The organism is Sphingobium sp. 22B (genome assembly GCF_001580035.1).
In the GTDB taxonomy this organism is placed as follows: domain Bacteria; phylum Pseudomonadota; class Alphaproteobacteria; order Sphingomonadales; family Sphingomonadaceae; genus Sphingobium; species Sphingobium fuliginis.
In genome coordinates, this window is record NZ_LTAB01000001.1 from 274,373 (window position 1) to 292,862 (window position 18,490).

An 18,490-nucleotide genomic window follows, 5' to 3' on the forward strand; every position below is an offset into this window, starting at 1 on the left:
ATCAGCATGGCATCGCCATCGCCCGGCAGGATGAGTGGGCCGTCGGCTTCCACCGGCGGGGCCAGCACCGAATTGGGGGTCATCCTGCCCTATCCCGAGCAAGCCATCGCCCGCCGCAGTTTCGAGCCGGTGGCAGCGCCCGTGCATCCGCTGATCCGCGTAGCGCGATCCGTGGCGGCCAGCATGCTGCCGACCATGGTGATGATCGCGGGGCTGCTGGCCTTCTGGCAGTTGCTCTGCGGATCGCCGAGCGCGACTTTCCCCAGTCCGCTCGCCGTCTGGCAGGAAAGCCATGACGTCATCATACATCCGTTCAAGGGCGTGGAGATCGGCCTCACCCATTTCAGCATCCAGGACGGCGGCGACGTCGGCATTGCCGGCCATGTGCTGACCAGCCTCAGCCGCGTGCTGATCGGCTACAGCATCGCGGCGGTGATCGGCGTGGCGCTGGGCATCCTGATCGGGCAGAGCGTCTTCGCCTTCCGCGCGCTCGACCCGCTGTTCCAGGTGCTGCGCACCGTGCCGCCGCTGGCATGGCTGCCGATCAGCCTCGCCATCTTCCAGCAGGCGCAGCCCTCCGCCATCTTCCTGATCTTCATCACGGCGATCTGGCCGATCATATTGAATACGGCGGCAGGGGTGCAGACCATTCCGGCCGCCTATCGCAACGTCGCCAAGGTGCTGGCGCTCAATCCGATCGAATATTTCGTGCGCATCATGCTGCCCGCCACCGTGCCGCACATGTTCACCGGTCTTCGCATCGGCGTCGGCATGAGCTGGCTGGCCATCGTCGCGGCCGAGATGGTGCAGGGCGGCACCGGCGTCGGCTTCTTCATCTGGGACAGCTACAACAGTTCGCTGCTGACCGACACCATCGTCGCGCTGATCTGGATCGGCATGGTGGGCTTCGCGCTGGACCGCATCGTCGCCTTTGCGGGCCGCATCATCGGCCGCGCAGGCTGACAGGGGAGAGCATTTTCATGAAACAGCGCAGCTATCTCGCGCTTGAGGGCGTCACCGTCGAATTTCCGACCAGGGCAGGGCGCTTCTGCGCGCTCGACGGGATCGATCTGGAGGTTGAAAAGGGCCAGTTCGTGGCGCTGATCGGCCATTCAGGCTGCGGCAAGTCGACGCTGCTCAATGCCGTCGCCGGGCTGGTCGAGCCGACGCGGGGCGCGATCTTCCTCGACGGCGAACTGGTCGACGCGCCGGGGCCGGACCGGGCGGTCGTCTTTCAGGACCATAGCCTGCTGCCCTGGCTGACGGTCGAGGAGAATGTGCGTCTGGCCGTCGACAAGACGGCGGGCGGCAGGAACAGGGCCGAACGCAGGGACTGGGTCATGCACAATCTGGAACTGGTCCAGATGGCCCATGCTGCGGGCAAGCGGCCGGGCGAACTGTCGGGCGGCATGAAGCAGCGCGTCGGCATCGCCCGCGCCATCGCCATGAACCCACGCGTCCTGCTGATGGACGAACCTTTCGGCGCGCTCGACGCGCTGACACGGGCGGCGCTTCAGGACGTGGTCATGGATTTGCAGGCGCGGCTGAACAACACCGTGCTGATGATCACCCATGATGTCGACGAAGCGGTGCTGCTGGCTGACCGGGTCGTCATGATGACCAACGGCCCGGCGGCGCGGATCGGGGAGGACCTTGCCGTGGCGCTGGCCCGTCCCCGGAACCGGCTGGAGGCTATCGACACGGCCCAATATGCCGAAGCGCGTTCCGCCGTCATCCACTTCCTGCACGAGCGCTACCGCAATCCGGCGACGCTTGCCGCCTGAAATCCGGTTTGGAGAGGATGCCCTGAACAGGCCCGGAAAGGCCATCGGGAGCAAATGAAGGGGGATTTATGAAGAAGGTTTCTTTCCTGTTTTCGGCGTCGGCCCCAATAATGGGACTGTCCGCGATCGCGGCGCCGGCGCTGGCGCAGGATGTCGTTTTCAAGCCGATCGTGGAGGCCCGCCTGCGGTACGAAACGGTCGATCAGGCGGGCCCGGCGCCGCTCAGCAGCAGCCGCGATGCCCATTCCGTGACGATGCGGCTGCGCGCGGGCGGGGAGGTTTCGAAGGGTCCCTGGGCCTTCCTGGCCGAAGCCGAAGGCACGCTGGCGATCGATGAGGACTATAATAGCGGCGTCAACGGAAAGACGCTCTATCCCATCGTGGCCGATCCGGAGACGGTCGAGGCCAACCGGGTGCAGATCCAGTACCGCACAAAGCCACTGGTCGTGACCATGGGCCGTCAGCGGATCAACCTGGACGATCAGCGTTTCGTCGGCTCCGTCGCCTGGCGGCAGAATGAGCAGACCTTCGATGCCGTGCGCATCGAATATATGGGGATCAAGAACCTGAAGGTCGACCTCAGCTACGCGATAGCGGCGCGGACGATCTGGGGCATGGACGGCGGCAAGTTCGGTTCGGCCAACCGGCCGACGGACATCAAGGGCGACGATGTCTTCGCCAACATCTCCTACAAGACCAAGCTCGGGACTCTGACCGGCTTCGCCTATCTGGTGGACGAGGATGAGGCGGTGGCCGCGCTGAGGCGCAACAGCAGCCAGACCTATGGCGTGCGCTTCACCGGTGCGCAGCCGCTGGCGAAGAAGGTGAAGCTCAGCTACCTCGCCAGCTATGCGCGGCAGAGCGACCATGCGACCAATCCTGTCGATTATTCGGCGGATTTCGTCACGGCGGAACTGGGGCTGGACATTGCCGCCTTCAAGCTGACGGCGGGCTATGAATTGCTGGGATCGGATGCGGGCGCGACCGGCATTGCGGGCGGTTTCGCCTTCCAGACGCCCTTTGCCACGCTGCACAAGTTCAACGGTTGGGCCGACAAGTTCCTGACCACGCCCGGTACCGGCATTCAGGATTATTATGCCGGCGTTGCCTATACCGTGCCTAAGGTGGGCAAGGCCGGACCGCTGGTCGCTTCCTTCATCTACCACCGGTTCAGCAGCGACCGGCTGTCGATCCATTATGGCGACGAATATGATGCGCAGGTGACGCTGAAGCTGAACAGGCATCTGAGCGCGCTCGTCAAATATGCGGATTATGATCGCAAGGGGATCGCCAGCTACACCGGCGACGCCGACACCAGGAAGTTCTGGGCACAGATCGACTACGCGCTCTGACATTTGCCTGCGGCTCCAGGGCCGCCGTGGCGGGCCATCGCTGCCGGATCAAAGGACCGGCGGCGGTGGCCTTCACCTGTTGCCAACGCCTGTCGCCACCGCCCGCTGCCGGGTTGCTCCCGGCCGCTTTGGCAAGGGCGCGGCATCGGCGGAACCTCCTGGCTTCCCTGCTCGTTGAGCCTGCGAAAGCAATAGCAGGCGATGGAGGATCGACAGGATGGGCAAGGGCATTTTGCTGTGGTTGCTGGGCGTGCCCATTCCCATCATCATTATCCTGTGGCTGCTGTTTCGCTGAACAGGCCGTCGCTCGGCCTGCCGGAAGAGCCCGGTATCCAGGGTAATGGTCGGGGAGACAGGATTCGAACCTGCGACATCCTGCTCCCAAAGCAGGCGCGCTACCAGACTGCGCTACTCCCCGGCGCTCGCGGGCCTTAGCGGCGAAGCAGGCCGCACGTCAATCGCGCTTTTGGCCCCAATCCCGCCCGCATAGAAAAAGGGCGGATCGTACCAAGACGATCCGCCCTTTCGAAAATCTCGCTGGAGCGAAGATTATTCGGCGTTCGCGGCGTTGCCGGCGACGTTCGCAGCGTTGGCGGCGTTGTCGGCAGCGTTCGCGGCGTTGTCGGCAGCGTTGGTGGCGTTTTCGACAACGTTCTCAACAACAGCGTTCGAAGCGTTCGCGGTCTCGTTGGCCGGCTTCTCACCGCAAGCGGCGAGGGCCATCAGGCCGGCCGAAGCGAAAACAACAGCGATCTTCTTCATTGTGTACGGCTCCCATAGCATTTTGCCGCGTCGTCACACCAAAATCGTGACTTACGCGAGCGACCCGCATTAACGTGTGCGCTGCACAAATCAATGCTTTTCTGCGTCGGTGAAGCGACAGAATCACGCGACAGGGTGTTGTCTACAATAAAAGTTCAGTTAACGCCTAGCGATTCCGGCGCATTTGCGATTTCGAAAAGTGCAACTGCCCAGGCGGCGACATTCTGGCGAAGCTGCGCGGAATCGATCTTGTCCAGCGTGTCGTCCGGCGTGTGATGAATGTCGAAATACCGGGTGCCGTCCTGCTGGAGATCGATCACCGGAACGCCGGCCTTCACCAGCGGTTCGATGTCGGAACCTCCGCCCGCTGGCAATCGGCTGGCCCCGATGCCGAGCGGCGCCAGCCCGGCCACGACCCGCCGGGCAAGCGCATCATGGCCCTGCGGCAGCTTGAAATCCACCCGCCAGACGCGATCTGCCCCGAAGTCCGATTCCATCGCCATGGCATGTGCTTCCCTGCCATGGGCGTCGTAATAGGCGCGGCCGCCATTGCCGCCCACTTCCTCCGCACCGGCCATCAGCACGCGGATGGTGCGGCGGAGCGGCCCGGCCTTGGCCGCCTGAAGCGCCGCAGCGGCCACGATGCCGCAGCCTGCGCCATCGTCTATCGCCCCCGTGCCCTGATCCCAGCTATCGAGATGGCATGCGGCGACGACCACGCCCGCCTTGGGATCGCTGCCGGGGATTTCGGCCAGGACATTGCCCGAGGGCTGGTCCTTCAGCATCTTCGAACTGAGTGTGAGGTGAAGCCGCACCGGCTGCCCGCGGGAAACAATCCGGACAAGCTGTTCGGCATCGGGCACGCTGAGCGCGGCGGCGGGAATGGGTTTCACGCCATCCGCCCACATCTGGACGCCTGTATGGGGCTGGCGATGATTGTCGGTGCCGATCGAGCGGATCAGGATGGCGATGGCGCCCTTTTTAGAGGCGATGCTGGGACCCTGGCGGCGGGTCGCGCCGAAATAGCCATAGGAACTGCCGTCCTGCGTCGCGTGCATGGCATGGCTGACAAAGGCGATCCTGCCCTTCAGGCTGCCTTCGGGCGCGGCCTCCAGATCGGCCAGCGTGGGGAAATAGACGACCTCTCCCTCGATCCCCTTGTCCGGGGTGGCGGCGCTGTTGCCGAGGGCGGCGAGAACCAGGGTCTGCGGGAAGGGGGCGATCACGCGGGCCTCGTCATGGCCGCGCAGCCATACGGGCATGGTGTAGGGTTCGGCCCGGACGTTGGAGAAGCCAAGGCTCCTGAGCTTCGCCACGGCCCAATCGCGGGCCCGCGCTTCCTGCGGGGTGCCGGCGGGGCGGGGGCCGACCTCGGTGGTCAGGCCTTCGGTGAAGTCCATCGCGACCTCGTCCGTCAGGGCCGACGCGCGAATCGCCTCCAGCCCGGCCGGCGCCGCGGCAAGAGGAAGGACGGGGGTGGATATGCTGCCGAGGAAAAGGGCGGCAAGCGTGCCCGATCGGATTTTCTGCATGGATCAGGGCTTAGCGGGACATCCCCCATTTGCCAACGCGTTCCGCCTCCGCTAACCCGGCGCCAATTTCCAACGATTGTCCTTTCGGAGCTGCTTCAAGCCATGTCCGCCTCCTCCCAATACGCCTTCGTCATGAAGAGCATGACCAAGAGCTTTCCCGGCGCCGCCAAGCCGGTGCTCAACCAGATCAACCTGCAATTCTATCGCGGCGCGAAGATCGGCATCGTCGGCCCCAACGGCGCGGGCAAGTCGACCCTGATGAAGATCATGGCCGGCATCGACACGGATTTCAGCGGCGAGGCGTGGCCGGGCGAGAATATCTCGGTCGGCTACCTGCCGCAGGAGCCTCAACTCGACCCGAACAAGACGGTCTTGGAAAACGTCAAGGACGGCGCGCGGGAGATCGCGGACAAGCTGGACCGCTTCAACGAGATCAGCATGATCATGGCCGATCCGCCGGAGGACGTCGATTTCGACGCGCTGATGGAGGAAATGGGCACGTTGCAGGAGCAGATCGACGCCGTGGACGGCTGGACGCTCGACAACCAGCTTGAGATCGCGATGGAAGCGCTGCGCTGCCCGCCTTCGGACTGGCCGGTCGACAGCCTGTCGGGCGGTGAGAAGCGCCGCATCGCGCTCACCCGCCTGCTGATCCAGAAGCCGGACATCCTGCTGCTCGACGAACCGACCAACCATCTGGATGCCGAGAGCGTCGAATGGCTGGAAAACCACCTGAAGGAATATGCGGGCGCGGTGCTGATGATCACTCACGACCGCTATTTCCTCGACAATGTGGTCGGTTGGATTCTCGAACTCGATCGCGGCAAATATTTCCCTTATGAGGGCAACTACTCCACCTATCTGGAGAAGAAGTCCAAGCGTCTGGAGCAGGAAGACCGGGAGGCGACCGGCCGACAAAAGGCGATCAACGATGAACTGGAATGGATCAGGGCCGGCACGAAGGGCCGCCAGACCAAGTCCAAGGCGCGCATCAAGAAGTTCGAGGAACTGGTCGCCAGCCAGGAGAACCGTACCCCCGGCAAGGCGCAGATCGTCATCCAGGTGCCCGAGCGTCTGGGTGGCAAGGTGATCGAGGCGAAGAATATCTCGAAGGCTTATGGCGACAAGCTGCTGTTCGAGAATCTCTCCTTCATGCTGCCGCCGGGCGGCATCGTTGGCGTGATCGGGCCGAACGGCGCGGGCAAGTCCACCCTTTTCAAGATCATCACCGGGCAGGAGCAGCCTGATTCGGGTGAGATCGACATCGGTTCGACGGTCCGCCTCGGCTATGTCGACCAGAGCCGCGATCATCTCGACCCGTCGAAGAATGTGTGGGAAGAGGTCTCCGACGGCCTCGATTATGTGAAGGTCAACGGCCACGACATGTCGACGCGCGCCTATGTGGGCGCCTTCAACTTCAAGGGGCAGGACCAGCAGAAGAATGTCGGCAAGCTGTCCGGCGGTGAGCGCAACCGCGTGCACATCGCCAAGATGCTGAAGAAGGGCGGCAACGTGCTGCTGCTCGACGAACCGACCAACGACCTTGACGTCGAAACGTTGGCGGCGCTGGAAGAGGCGATCGAGAATTTCGCGGGCTGCGCCGTGGTCATCAGCCACGACCGCTTCTTCCTCGACCGTCTGGCGACTCACATTCTGGCGTTCGAAGGCGACAGCCATGTCGAATGGTTCGAGGGCAATTTCGAAATGTATGAGGAGGACAAGCGGCGCCGTCTGGGCGATGCGGCGGATCGTCCGACACGGCTTGCCTACAAGAAGCTGACGCGCTGAGCCCGGCGATGCAGCGCGAATATGGCCAAGGAATTGCAATCATTGCAACGATGGGCATGTTTTTCGCACTTGCAAAATGACGTGCTGCACTGCACATAGGAGGGGCCTTTCAGGCATCCTCTCCTAAAACTTTCAGGCCGGTCCTTCGGGATCGGCCTTTTTTTTGGTGTAAAGCGCCTCGATAGAGGCTGCTCGCCCGTGTGGGCGATCTTCCGACACCGCCGCGATCCCTTCCGCGATGTTCCCCGACAATGATTTCACCGCAAAGCATGATTCTTTCCATCTCGGTGCTTCACCCTGCATCTGACTTGGGTTAGTCCCCTCAGAACCAAGGACGGGGGCAGACATTCGGCGATGAGGGCGAAGCAGGTTTAATGGCGTTGACCCCTCTTGCTGCCGTGATTCTGGGCGTCGTCCTGGCCCTCTGGCTCGGTGCGGCGGTCTGGGCGCTGTCGAGCGGCCAGCGCCGGCGCCGCGAAGGCATGCAGGCGCAGGGAAAGCTCGACCGGCTGTCGGTCCTGCTCGCCTCCGCGCCGGCGGCGCCCATCGTCATTCATCCCGACGGGCGGCTGGAGGCGGCAGACCGCCTCGCCAAATGGCTGGGCAAGGATCGGGTGCCGACTTTCGTGTCCGAACTGACCGCGCCCGACGGCGGCCTGGAACCCGATGATGCCGCCGCGCTGGCTCGGGAGATCGAGGCGGCCCAGCGCGCGGGGCGCAGCTTCGCGCTGCCGGTGCGGGGCGTCGATTCGTCTCGCCTGCTGCTGGTTCGGGGCGCGCCCGCCGGGCCGGTGCTGGCCGAAAGCGGCGGCGTTGTCCTCTGGATATTCGACGCGACCGACAGCCAGTCGGAAATCCAGACCCTGAAGGGCAGGGTGGAACAGCTTCGGGAAGCGCTGGAAGCGCTGGCAGGCCTGGTGGAAGCGGCGCCCTTTCCCATGTGGCACCGAACGGCGGACATGCGGCTCAGCCTGGTCAACACGGCCTATGTCCGTGCTGTGGACGGAGAGAACGCTCGAGAGGTCATCGCCAACGGCACCGAACTGGTCGAGACGGTCGGCGGATTGACGCCGCAGGCGGCTGCCGCGCAGACCCTTGCCGACGGCGCGCCGGTGGAGCGCATGGTTCCCGCGACCATCGACGGCGAGAGGCGGACCATGCGCGTGGTCGATGTTCCCCTCGGCGGGGCAGGCGTCGCCGGTTTCGCCATGGACCAGAATGAGCTGGAACAGGCGCGCGTCGAACATCGGCGGCTGGAGGCGGCGCAGCGTGACCTGCTGGATCGCCTGTCCGCGGGCGTGGCGCGTTTCGGGTCGGACCGGGCGCTGCGCTTCTGGAACCAGCCCTTCATGAGCCTGTTCGGGCTGGATCAGGAGCGGCTGGCCGACAATCCGCCGTTCGAGCGGGTTCTGGACCAGATGCGTGAAGCACGAAGATTGCCCGAGAACAGGGATTTTCCGGCGTGGCGCGCGGAACGGCGCGACTGGTTCCTCTCGCCCGACCCGCGGGAGGAAAATTGGCTGCTGGCGGACGGCACCCATTTGCGCGTCTATGCGCAGCCGCTGCCCGACGGCGGGCTGCTGCTGATCTTCGAGGACCGGACGGAGCAGGTCCAGTTGTCCAGCGCCCGCGACACCCTGCTCCGCGTCCGTACCGCGACCTTCGACAATCTGTTCGAATCGATCGGCGTCTTTTCCTCGGACGGACGCCTGCACCTTTGGAACAGCCGTTTCCGGTCGATCTGGGACGTGCCGGAGGATTTGCTGGCCAGGCATCCCCGGATCGACGAACTGATGCGCGCCGTCCAGTCGCGCCTCGCCAAGCCGCAGCAGGCGAACCTCGTCCGCGAACTGGTGCGCGCCGCCACGGTGGAGCGCAAGCAGCGCGTCGGCCATGTCGGCTTTGCGGACGGACGCATCTTCGAATTCGCGGCGATCCCGCTGCCCGACGGCAATGCGCTGTTCACCATGCTCGACGTCACGGACAGCCGCCGCGTGGAACAGGTGCTGCGCGACCGCAACGACGCGCTGGAGCAGGCCGACAAGGTGAAGACCGCCTTCGTCACCAATATGAGCTACGAACTGCGCACGCCGCTCACCACCATCGCCGGTTTCGCGGAGATGATGAGCGCGGGCTATGCGGGCGAACTGAGCACTTCCGCCCGGGAATATGTCGACGGCATCCTGCAAAGCACCAACCGCCTTTCCATGCTGATCGACAATGTGCTGGACCTGACGCAGGGCGAGGCGGGGATGCTACCCATCGAAAAGGCAGATGTCGATCTGGCGGCGGAAGCGCGGGACGCCGTGGCGCGGATCAAGGCGGACGCGACGGGCAAGGGGATCGACCTTGCCATGTCGCTCCAATCGAGCCTTGGCACGGTGCAGGGCGACAAGCGGCGGATCGGTCAGGCGCTGGATCATCTGCTGGAAAATGCCGTGCGCTATTGCAACCGGGGCGGCCGGGTGCTGCTGCACGGCGATGGGACGAGCGACTCCGCACGCCTCGTCGTATCGGACAATGGCCCGGGCATCAGCGCCAGGCGACAGGCGACGATCTTCGACGCGTCTTCCCGGACCGAGCAGGCGCGCAACGGCAGCAAGGCAGGCATCGGCCTGCCACTCGCCAGACAATTGGCGCAGGCGCATGGCGGGACGCTGGAACTGGTGTCGGAGCCGGGGCAGGGGACCATGGTCGTGATCGAGCTGCCCCGTGGCTGAGGATGAGATCGTGCTGGCCGGGGAGGCCGACATGCTGGCATTCGGGCATCGGCTGGCCGCGCTGGCCCGCATCGGCGACGTCATTGCGCTGGAAGGCGGGCTGGGCGCGGGCAAGACGACGCTTGCCCGTGGGATATTGGAAGGACTGGGGCTTGAGGAGGAAGCGCCAAGCCCCAGCTTCGCCATCGTCCAGCCCTATGACATTCCCGATGTGAAGCTGCCCGTCGCCCATGTCGATCTCTACCGGCTCGACGGGCCTGAAGAGGCTGGGGAACTGGCGCTCGACGACTATCTGACGGACAGTCTGCTGATCGTCGAATGGCCCGACCGGATGGGCGAGGGCGCATGGCCGGATGCCCTGCGCTTCCACATCGCGATGGAACCCGACGGCGCTCGGCGCTTGACAGCGGACGTGCCGGACGCTTGGACGGAGCGATGGTCACAGATATGATCCCGCCCGCCGCCGCACCCGCCTTTCTCGCGCAGGCGGGATGGGGGCAGGCCGCCATCGTGCCGCTCGCCGGCGATGCATCCTTCCGGCGTTATTTCCGGGTGATCGACGGGCCCCGCCGCGCCGTGCTGATGGACGCGCCCCCGCCGCATGAGGACCCGAGGCCCTTTATCGCCATTGCCGAGCATCTGACGGAGAATGGTTTTGCCGCGCCCCGGATATTGGCGCGCGATCTGGAGGAAGGGCTGGTCCTGATCGAGGATTTCGGCGATCTGCGCGTCAAGGAGCATGTCGACGACGTGCCGGACTCCGAAGGGGATGTGTATCGCCGCGCCGTGGACCTGCTGGCGGCGCTGCATCGCCTGCCGGCGGCCGACGTGCCGCCCTATGACCGCGCCGTCTATCAGCGGGAAGCGGGATTGCTGACCGAATGGTATTGTCCCGCCATTGGCCTGCCGGTGGATGAGGCGGGCTATGTCGCGGCATGGGACGCCGTGCTGCCGATGGTCGAGCGGTCGTCCAGCCCGGTCGTCACGGTGCTGCGCGATTATCATGCGGAAAATATCATGCTGATCGACCGGGCGGCGTCGCATGGCCTGGGCCTGCTCGACTTCCAGGATGCGCTGGCGGGGCATCCGGCCTATGACCTCGTCTCGCTGCTGCAGGATGCGCGCCGGGACGTGCCGCCCGCGCTGGAGGCGGCGATGCTCGACCATTATCGCGCCATCGCCCATCCCCCGGCTGACTTCGACGCCGCCTATGCCGTGCTGGGCGCGCAGCGCAACGCGAAGATCATCGGCATCTTCACCCGCCTGTGGAAGCGCGACGGAAAGCCGCGTTACCTCTCGTATCTGCCCCGCATGTGGGACTTGCTGGAACGCGACCTCGCCCACCCGGCGCTGGCGCCCGTGGGGGCATGGTTCGCGGCCAATATCCCTGCCGGGAAGCGGCACCACGCGCTAGAGGATTACGCCCCGGCATGATCGACACCGCGATGCTGATGGCGGCTGGACTGGGCAAGCGCATGCGGCCGTTGACGGCCACCCGCCCCAAGCCGCTGGTCAAGGTGGCCGGCAAGCCGCTGATGGACCATGCGCTGGACCGGCTGGCGGCTGGCGGCATCCGGAAGGTGGTCGTCAATGTCCACTATCTGGCGGACACAGTCGAGGCGCATCTGGCCGCGCATAATGAAGGCATGCAGATCGCGATTTCGGACGAACGCAGGAAGCTGCTGGAAACGGGCGGCGGGCTGATCCACGCCAGGGAGCAGTTGGGCGACGCGCCCTTCTTCTGCGCCAACAGCGATAATCTGTGGATCGATGGCCCGCAGGAAACGCTGGGCATGATGCGCAGGATCTGGAACCCGGACCGGATGGACGCGCTGCTGCTGCTGGTGCCGCTCGCACGCGCCCATTGCCATCGGGGGCCGGGCGATTTTCACATGGACGCGAACGGACGGCTGACACGGCGCAAGACCGCCCATGTCGCGCCGTTCGTCTTCACCGGCGTCCAGATCATGTCGCCCGCGCTGCTGGTCAATCCCCCGTCGGATGTCTTTTCCACCAATGTCTTCTGGAACCGGGCGATAGAAACGGGCCGTCTCTACGGCGTCTCGCATCAGGGGCTTTGGTTCGATGTCGGCACGCCGCAGGCCATTCCGGTCGTGGAGTCGATGTTGGCCCATGGGTGAACGCACCCGCCCGGCGCTGTTCAACATACCCGCGCACCGCGCCTTTTCCGACGCGCTGGTGACGGGCATCCTCGCCCGGCATGGCGATGATCCGATGCGGCTGGCGCAGGGCATGATCCTGCTGCCCAACAACCGCGCCATCCGGTCGGTCAGCGATGCCTTCGTCCGAAAATCGGGCGGCGGCCTGCTGTTGCCGCGCCTCGTCGCGCTGGGCGATCCCGATCTGGGCGAACAGGTGGGCGGCGCGCTCGATCCGTTGGGGGAGGATGACCCCATGGCGCCCGCCATCGCGCCGATGCGCCGCCAGATGATCCTGGCGCGCATGGTGCAACAGGCATCGGCGCACCCCGTCGATGCGGGCCAGGCGTTGAAGCTGGCCCAGGCGCTGGGCGCGGTCCTCGACCAGATGCAGGTGGAGCGCGTTCCCATGCGCGCGCTGGCGGAACTCAGCCTGTCGGACGATCTGTCGCAGCATTGGCAGACCTCGCTAAGGCTGTTCGGCCTGTTGCTGGCGCAATGGCCGCAGGAGCTGGCGCGGCTGGGGTGCATCGACCTCGCGGACCGCCGCAATCGCCTGCTGGACCGCATGACGGAGCGCTGGACCAAGGCGCCGCCGGAGGGCTTCGTCATCGCGGCGGGCATGTCCACCACGGCGCCGGCAGTGGCCATGCTGCTCCGGCGGATCGCGATGCTGCCGCAGGGGGCGGTGGTCTTTGCCGGTCTGGATCAGGAGATGGACGGCGATGCCTGGGACGCCATCGGCCCCTTCGATGCCGACCCTCTGACCGGCCGCGCACCTGCCGGGCATGAGACCCATCCCCAATATGCCCTGAAACGCCTGCTCGACCGGATGAGCGTCACGCGCGACGATGTGGCGCTCTGGCGCTGGGGCAGCGAGCATGACGCCCGCGCCGTCCGGGGGCGCAACATCTCCAACGCCATGCTGCCGCCGCGCCTGACGAGCCGCTGGCGCGACCTCAGGACCGCAGACCGTTCGCTCGCCGGGGTGGAGGCGCTGGAAGTCGCGACGCCGGGCGAAGAGGCGCAGGCGATCGCCATCGCCCTGCGCGAAGCGGTCGAGACGCCGGGCCGCACCGCCGCGCTGGTGACGCCTGACCGGCAATTGGCGACCCGCGTATCCGCGCATCTGCGCCGCTGGGGCATGGAGGCGGACGATTCGGCGGGGCAGCCGCTGTCGCGCCTGCCGCCCGGAACGCTGCTGATCGCCATGGCCGAGGCGCTGGCGGAGCGCTTTGCCCCCGTCGCGCTGCTGACCCTGCTCAAGCATCCGCTCGTCATGCGGGGGGAAGGGCGGCTTGCCTGGCTGGAGGGCGTGCGCGGGCTCGACCTGTTGCTGCGCGGACCAAGGCCGCGGGCGGGCATCCATGGGATCGACCTGTTGCTGGCCGAACGGGAGGGCGAAGACCGGCAAAGCGCCTTGCGCGCCCGCACGCGGCAGTGGTGGGGCGAAGCCCGCGCGCTGCTGGAACCGCTGGAGCAGGCCTTCATGGCCGCGCCGGACCTTGCCGGCCAGTTGGCGGCCATCCGGGAACATGCCGGCCGTCTCTCCCATGATGCGGTCTGGGCCGGGCATCAGGGTCATGCCGCCGCCGACCTTTTCGCGGAGATGGAGGAGGCGGCGAGCGAAGGGCCGCGTCAGGCCGACATACGCGCGCTGCCTGCCCTGTTCGACCATCTTCTGGGCGGCCTTTCGGTTCGCCCGCCGCAGGGCGGCCACCCCCGGATCAGCATCCTCGGCCTGATCGAAGCGCGGCTGGTGCAGACCGACCTCATGATATTGGGCGGCCTCAACGAGGGCACATGGCCGGGGCTGCCCGCCCCCGATCCATGGCTTGCCCCGCGCATCCGCCGGGAAATCGGGCTGCCCGGGCTGGAAAGCCGCATCGGCCTTGCCGCCCATGATTTCGCCAGCGCCCTTGGCGCGCCGCAGGTGCTGATCACGCGCGCCCGGCGCGGCGCGGGCGGTCCGGCGGTCGCCTCCCGCTTCTGGCTGCGGCTGAAGGCCATGGCGGGGCCGCAATGGAAGAGCGCCGACCGCTATGCCGCTCTGGCGCAGGCGATCGACCATGCGGAGGAGCACAGGCCCGCCCGACGTCCCGCGCCGGCGCCGCCTTCGTCAGTGCGTCCGAAGGTCATTCCGGTCACCGATGTCGACCGGCTGAAGGCCGATCCCTACGCCTTCTACGCCAAGCGCATCCTGCGACTGGCGCGGCTCGACCCGGTGGACGCCGATGCCGGACCCGCCTGGCGCGGCACGGCCGTGCATGAGATCCTCCAGCGATGGGCGGAGGAGGGCGACGGCGATCTGGCCGATCTGGAAGCGCGTGCGCGGGCGATGTTCGACCGGCCGGACGTCCATCCCTTGCTCAAGGCGCTCTGGCAACCGCGCCTTATCGAAGCGATACGATGGATCGCGGCGGAGGTGGCGAGCGATCTTGCCGCCGGGCGGAAGATCCTTTCGGTGGAAACGGAAGGCCGGGCGGAGATTGCCGGGGTGACGCTGACCGGAAAGGCCGACCGCATCGACCTGCTGCCGGACGGGAGGCTGGGCATAGTCGACTACAAGACCGGCAAGCCGCCCAGCGCGCGGCAGGTGAAGGCGGGCTATGCGCTGCAACTCGGCCTGCTGGGCCTGATCGCGGAGCATGGCGGCTTTCCCGGCACCGATTCCGCACCCGTGGCGGGCAGTTTCGAATATTGGTCGCTCGCGAAGAAGGGCGACGCATTCGGCTATCGCGAAAGCCCGGTCGACCCGCTGGGCAAGCGGGACAAGATCGTCACCGCCGACTTCACCTCCCAGGTTCATGCGCAGTTCGAGGAAATCGCCGCCGCCTGGCTCAACGGATCGGCGCCCTTCGATGCGCAGGTGAACCCGGAAGTCGCCAATTATGGCGATTATGACCAGCTCATGCGGCTGGAGGAATGGTATGGCCGGGACGATGGCTAGAAAGCACAACGCCCTGCAACCGCTGGCGGGCGCGCAGGCGCAGGCCGCCGCGCCCGATGCGCATGTGTGGCTGTCCGCATCGGCGGGCACGGGCAAGACCCATGTGCTGACCGCCCGCGTCTTCCGCCTGCTGCTTCAGGGGGTGCGGCCGGAAAATATCCTCTGCCTCACCTTCACCAAGGCGGGCGCGGCGGAAATGGCGGATCGCGTGCACGATCGACTCGCCGCCTGGGTGCTGATGGACGAGGCCGACCTTTTCCACGATCTGGATGCGCTGGGCGAGGAGTCCGGACCGGAGGCCCGCGACCGCGCCCGCCGCCTTTTTGCCGAGGTGCTGGAATCAACCGGCGGCGGGCTGCGCATCCAGACGATCCACGGCTTCTGCCAGCAGTTGCTGACGGCCTTCCCTTTGGAGGCCGGCCTGCCCCCCGGTTTCCGTCCGCTCGACCAGCGCGAGCAGGCGACGCTGGCGCGGCAGACGCTGGCCGACATGGTGGTGGTCGCGCAGGAGCAGGGGGACGAGGCCCTGATGGAGGCGTTGCAGGCGCTGAGCCTGCGCCTGGGGGAGGGCGGGGCCGAGAATTTTCTGCTGCGCTGCGCGGCCCGGCTGGACGCGCTGGACGCCTTGCCGGAGGACATCGCGCCCTGGCTGCTGTGGGAACTGGACCTGCCAGAAGGTGACATCGACGCGCATATTGCCGAACGATGCGCGGACGAGCTGTTCGATATGCGCACGCTCATCTGGATCGCGCAGGCCAATGCGGACTGGGGCACTGGACGGGCGCTGGAACGCTGCGACAGGATCGCGCGCTGGCGGGCTCTCGATCCAGCGGGGCGGGCCGCTGCGCTGGCCGATCTCCACGCGGTCTGGGCAAAGGCGGACGGCGAGCCGATCTCGACCGCCAGGGGCTGGGCGCCTTCGGTGGACGGCTATGGCGATGCGATTGCGCGGATGCACGAATGCTGTTCCGGGCTGCTGGGCCTTCGGACTCGCGCAGCCTATGCCGCCCTGCTCGCTAGGGCTTTGCATGCCGGCCGCGTCTATGCGCGGGCCTATGCGGAAGCCAAGCGCCTTGCAGGAGCCGTGGATTTCGACGACCTGATCGCCGATACGGCGCAACTTCTGTCCCAGCCGGGCATTGCCGACTGGATTCGCTACAAGCTCGACCAGCAAATCGACCATATATTGGTGGACGAGGCGCAGGATACCAATGTCAGCCAATGGCAGATCGTCGGCGCGCTGGCGGCGGAGTTCTTCGCGGGCGAGGGCGCCAAGGGCGACAGGGTGCGCACCATCTTCACGGTGGGCGACTTCAAGCAGGCGATCTTCGGATTTCAGGGGACGAGCCCCGAAGCCTTCCGCGCCGCGCAGATCGTCTTCCAACGCCATGCGGAGGACGCAAGCCATATATTCCACGACCTGTCGCTTCAGCACAGCTTCCGCTCGACGCCGGCCGTGCTGGATGTGGTCGACCGCACCATAGCGACCCTGCGCGCCGAACGCTTCGGCCTGGAGCCGGGCGAAGTCCGGCACATCAGCGCCAACCGCTTTCCGGGAGAAGTGCTGCTCTGGAAACCCGTCGTCGCCGGCCTGTCCGACGATGCGGAGGGGGAGGAGGATTGGGCCGCCGATCAGGAGCGGGTGCTGGCCCAGACCATCGCGCGCCAGATCAGGCAGTGGATCGATGACGGGCTGATGCTGGAGAGCCGGGGCCGCCCCGTGACGGCGGGCGACATCATGATCCTGGTCCGCCGCCGGTCCGAACTGGCGCGGCTGATCGTCGCGCGCCTCTATGAGGAGAAGGTGGCGGTGGCGGGCATCGACCGCCTGCGCCTGAACACGCCGCTCGCCGTGCGCGACCTGCTCGCGGCGCTGCGTTTCGCCGTGCAGCCGGAGGATGACCTGAACCTGGCCGCGCTGCTGGTGTCGCCGCTGATCGGCTGGACGCAGGATGAACTGATGACCCGTCTCATCGGCCGCCGCTTGGGGTTGTGGCAGCATCTGACAGCGACGTTGGACGATGCACTGCTGCACCCCTTGCGGCAGTTGCTGGCGCAGGCGGACTTCACCACCCCCTATCGTTATCTGGAGGCGATACTGTCCGGCCCGGTGGATGGCCGCCGCCGCCTGATCGAGCGTCTGGGGTCGGAAGCGGCCGATCCGATAGAGGAATTGCTGAACGCCGCGCTCGCCTTCGAGAATGACGATCATCCCTCGCTCCAGCGCTTCATCGACTGGTTCGACAGGGGCGAGGTGGAGATCGTGCGCGATGCCGCCGCGCAGGGCGACTCGCTCCGCCTGTTGACGGTGCACGGGGCGAAGGGACTGCAGGCGCCCATCGTCATCCTGGCCGACGCATGCCTCGATCCGGACGCAGGCAATCGCGCCGATTCGCTGGAGTGGAACGGCTTGCCGATCATCGCGCCGCGCAAGGGGGAGAGGCAGGGGGCGATCGGCCAGGTGGCCGAGGAGGCCAGCGCCGTTGAGCGCGCCGAACATTGGCGCCTGCTCTATGTCGCCCTGACCCGGGCGGAGGAAAGGCTGGTCGTCGCCGGCTCGCTCGGTCCCCGCGCCAGGGGCGAGGTCAAGCCCGAAAGCTGGTATGCCGCCGTTGAAGCGGCGCTCATTTCGCTGGACGCGGAATGGGAGGCCGATCCGCTCTGGGGCGCGCGGCGGAGCTGGCGCGGAAGCGAAATCCTGCCCGCCAGACCCCTGGAGACGGCTGTTGCGGAAAACCGGACGGCGCATGACGAACCGGATTGGCTCCGCCGCCGCGCCCCTGCCGAGGCGCGCCCTCCGCGTCCTCTGGCGCCCTCCGCTGCGGTGGAGGACGATGTGCCCTATCCGCCGCCGACCCCCGCGATGCGGGACGCGGCCGAACGCGGCCGCTGGCTGCACCGGCTGTTCGAAAGGCTGGCCGATGTGCCGCCGGATGCCCGCCGCTCCCGCGCCGACAACTGGCTGGCGCAACAGGGCCTTGGCGATCCGGCGCGGCGGCATGACGTCATGGAACAGGCATTGCGGGTGATCGAAGACCCGCGATTTGCCCCGCTGTTCGGCCCCGATGCGCTGGCGGAAGCGCCCATCGCCGCCGTGGTGGGCGAGGCGGTGATCGCCGGCACGGTCGACCGGCTGCGCATCGGTGACGATGCGGTGCAACTGGTCGATTTCAAGACCGGCCGCATATCGCCGCTGGTGGTGGAGGAGGTGCCATTGGCCCATGTGCGGCAGATGGCCGCCTATGCCGCCGCGCTCCAGGTGATTTTTCCGGGCCGCAGGATAGAGGCCGGCCTGCTCTACACATCCGCGCCGAGGCTGATCACCCTGCCGCCGGAACTGCTGGAGCGGCACAAGCCCGGCTTTCCGCCCGCGCAGGAGAATTTGCCGCTTCCGACCGTTGAGGCGGATGCGTCGCCATCCTAAATATCCGGCAACCGAAGGA

Annotated in this window: 12 protein-coding genes and 1 tRNA gene; 10 read left to right on the top strand and 3 right to left on the bottom strand. The window is 66.5% G+C overall.

Translation table 11 applies throughout. The features are described 5' to 3' along the window. Positions 1–6: 6 nt before the first annotated feature. From ntrB to A0J57_RS01280, 3 genes are all read left to right on the top strand, one after another. A complete protein-coding gene (ntrB, locus tag A0J57_RS01270) occupies positions 7–963 on the top strand; it encodes a nitrate ABC transporter permease (RefSeq protein ID WP_235600752.1) in 957 nt (318 codons plus the stop codon). A 17-nt stretch (positions 964–980) separates the two neighbouring features. Then, a complete protein-coding gene (locus A0J57_RS01275; RefSeq protein ID WP_061934152.1) occupies positions 981–1,784 on the top strand; it encodes an ABC transporter ATP-binding protein in 804 nt (267 codons plus the stop codon). A gap of 68 nt (positions 1,785–1,852) precedes the next feature. Further along, positions 1,853–3,136 (top strand): alginate export family protein, encoded by a 1,284-nt coding sequence (locus A0J57_RS01280; protein ID WP_061934154.1) that lies wholly within the window; start codon positions 1,853–1,855, stop codon positions 3,134–3,136. A 341-nt stretch (positions 3,137–3,477) separates the two neighbouring features. Here A0J57_RS01280 and A0J57_RS01285 read toward each other — a convergent pair. The 3 genes from A0J57_RS01285 to A0J57_RS01295 all read right to left on the bottom strand — a co-directional run bounded on the left by A0J57_RS01285 (position 3,478) and on the right by A0J57_RS01295 (position 5,430). Beyond that, a tRNA-Pro gene (locus tag A0J57_RS01285) sits at positions 3,478–3,554 on the bottom strand. A gap of 131 nt (positions 3,555–3,685) precedes the next feature. Then, positions 3,686–3,898 carry a hypothetical protein gene (locus A0J57_RS01290; RefSeq protein ID WP_007689093.1) on the bottom strand — a complete coding sequence of 71 codons (213 nt, stop codon included), beginning with the start codon at positions 3,896–3,898 and terminating at the stop codon, positions 3,686–3,688. A 155-nt stretch (positions 3,899–4,053) separates the two neighbouring features. Continuing rightward, positions 4,054–5,430 (bottom strand): M28 family peptidase, encoded by a 1,377-nt coding sequence (locus A0J57_RS01295; RefSeq protein ID WP_061934156.1) that lies wholly within the window; start codon positions 5,428–5,430, stop codon positions 4,054–4,056. 102 nt (positions 5,431–5,532) lie between these two features. Between A0J57_RS01295 and ettA the strand changes: the two genes are divergently transcribed. From ettA to addA, 7 genes are all read left to right on the top strand, one after another. Next, positions 5,533–7,218, top strand: a complete 1,686-nt coding sequence (ettA, locus tag A0J57_RS01300; RefSeq protein ID WP_025551543.1) for an energy-dependent translational throttle protein EttA — start codon at positions 5,533–5,535, stop codon at positions 7,216–7,218. Positions 7,219–7,592: 374 nt separating this feature from the next. Continuing rightward, entirely contained in the window at positions 7,593–9,938 is a 2,346-nt protein-coding gene (locus A0J57_RS01305; protein ID WP_048578217.1) for a PAS domain-containing sensor histidine kinase, read from the top strand. Continuing rightward, the gene (gene tsaE / locus A0J57_RS01310; protein ID WP_044662309.1) at positions 9,931–10,389 is read left to right on the top strand and encodes a tRNA (adenosine(37)-N6)-threonylcarbamoyltransferase complex ATPase subunit type 1 TsaE; all 459 of its coding nucleotides are present in this window, start codon (positions 9,931–9,933) and stop codon (positions 10,387–10,389) included. Before A0J57_RS01305 ends, tsaE begins: the two co-directional genes overlap by 8 nt. Further along, positions 10,386–11,372 (top strand): aminoglycoside phosphotransferase family protein, encoded by a 987-nt coding sequence (locus tag A0J57_RS01315; RefSeq protein ID WP_061934158.1) that lies wholly within the window; start codon positions 10,386–10,388, stop codon positions 11,370–11,372. The genes tsaE and A0J57_RS01315 overlap by 4 nt, the downstream gene beginning before the upstream one ends. After that, positions 11,369–12,079, top strand: a complete 711-nt coding sequence (locus A0J57_RS01320) for a nucleotidyltransferase family protein (protein ID WP_061934160.1) — start codon at positions 11,369–11,371, stop codon at positions 12,077–12,079. Before A0J57_RS01315 ends, A0J57_RS01320 begins: the two co-directional genes overlap by 4 nt. Continuing rightward, on the top strand, positions 12,072–15,047 hold the full coding sequence (addB, locus tag A0J57_RS01325) for a double-strand break repair protein AddB (protein WP_061934162.1): 2,976 nt from the start codon (positions 12,072–12,074) through the stop codon (positions 15,045–15,047). The genes A0J57_RS01320 and addB overlap by 8 nt, the downstream gene beginning before the upstream one ends. Then, complete coding sequence (gene addA, locus A0J57_RS01330; protein ID WP_061934164.1) at positions 15,028–18,471, top strand: double-strand break repair helicase AddA; 3,444 nt, start codon at positions 15,028–15,030, stop codon at positions 18,469–18,471. Before addB ends, addA begins: the two co-directional genes overlap by 20 nt. The last annotated feature ends 19 nt before the right edge of the window (positions 18,472–18,490 follow it).

Coding starts and splice junctions, on each gene's coding strand:
- ettA (WP_025551543.1), top strand. CDS start 5,533: ATGTCCGCCTCCTCCCAATACGCCTTCGTCATGAAGAGCATGACCAAG.
- A0J57_RS01315 (WP_061934158.1), top strand. CDS start 10,386: ATGATCCCGCCCGCCGCCGCACCCGCCTTTCTCGCGCAGGCGGGATGG.
- addB (WP_061934162.1), top strand. CDS start 12,072: ATGGGTGAACGCACCCGCCCGGCGCTGTTCAACATACCCGCGCACCGC.
- addA (WP_061934164.1), top strand. CDS start 15,028: ATGGCCGGGACGATGGCTAGAAAGCACAACGCCCTGCAACCGCTGGCG.
- A0J57_RS01280 (WP_061934154.1), top strand. CDS start 1,853: ATGAAGAAGGTTTCTTTCCTGTTTTCGGCGTCGGCCCCAATAATGGGA.
- A0J57_RS01305 (WP_048578217.1), top strand. CDS start 7,593: ATGGCGTTGACCCCTCTTGCTGCCGTGATTCTGGGCGTCGTCCTGGCC.
- A0J57_RS01275 (WP_061934152.1), top strand. CDS start 981: ATGAAACAGCGCAGCTATCTCGCGCTTGAGGGCGTCACCGTCGAATTT.
- A0J57_RS01295 (WP_061934156.1), bottom strand. CDS start 5,430: ATGCAGAAAATCCGATCGGGCACGCTTGCCGCCCTTTTCCTCGGCAGC.
- A0J57_RS01290 (WP_007689093.1), bottom strand. CDS start 3,898: ATGAAGAAGATCGCTGTTGTTTTCGCTTCGGCCGGCCTGATGGCCCTC.
- A0J57_RS01320 (WP_061934160.1), top strand. CDS start 11,369: ATGATCGACACCGCGATGCTGATGGCGGCTGGACTGGGCAAGCGCATG.
- ntrB (WP_235600752.1), top strand. CDS start 7: ATGGCATCGCCATCGCCCGGCAGGATGAGTGGGCCGTCGGCTTCCACC.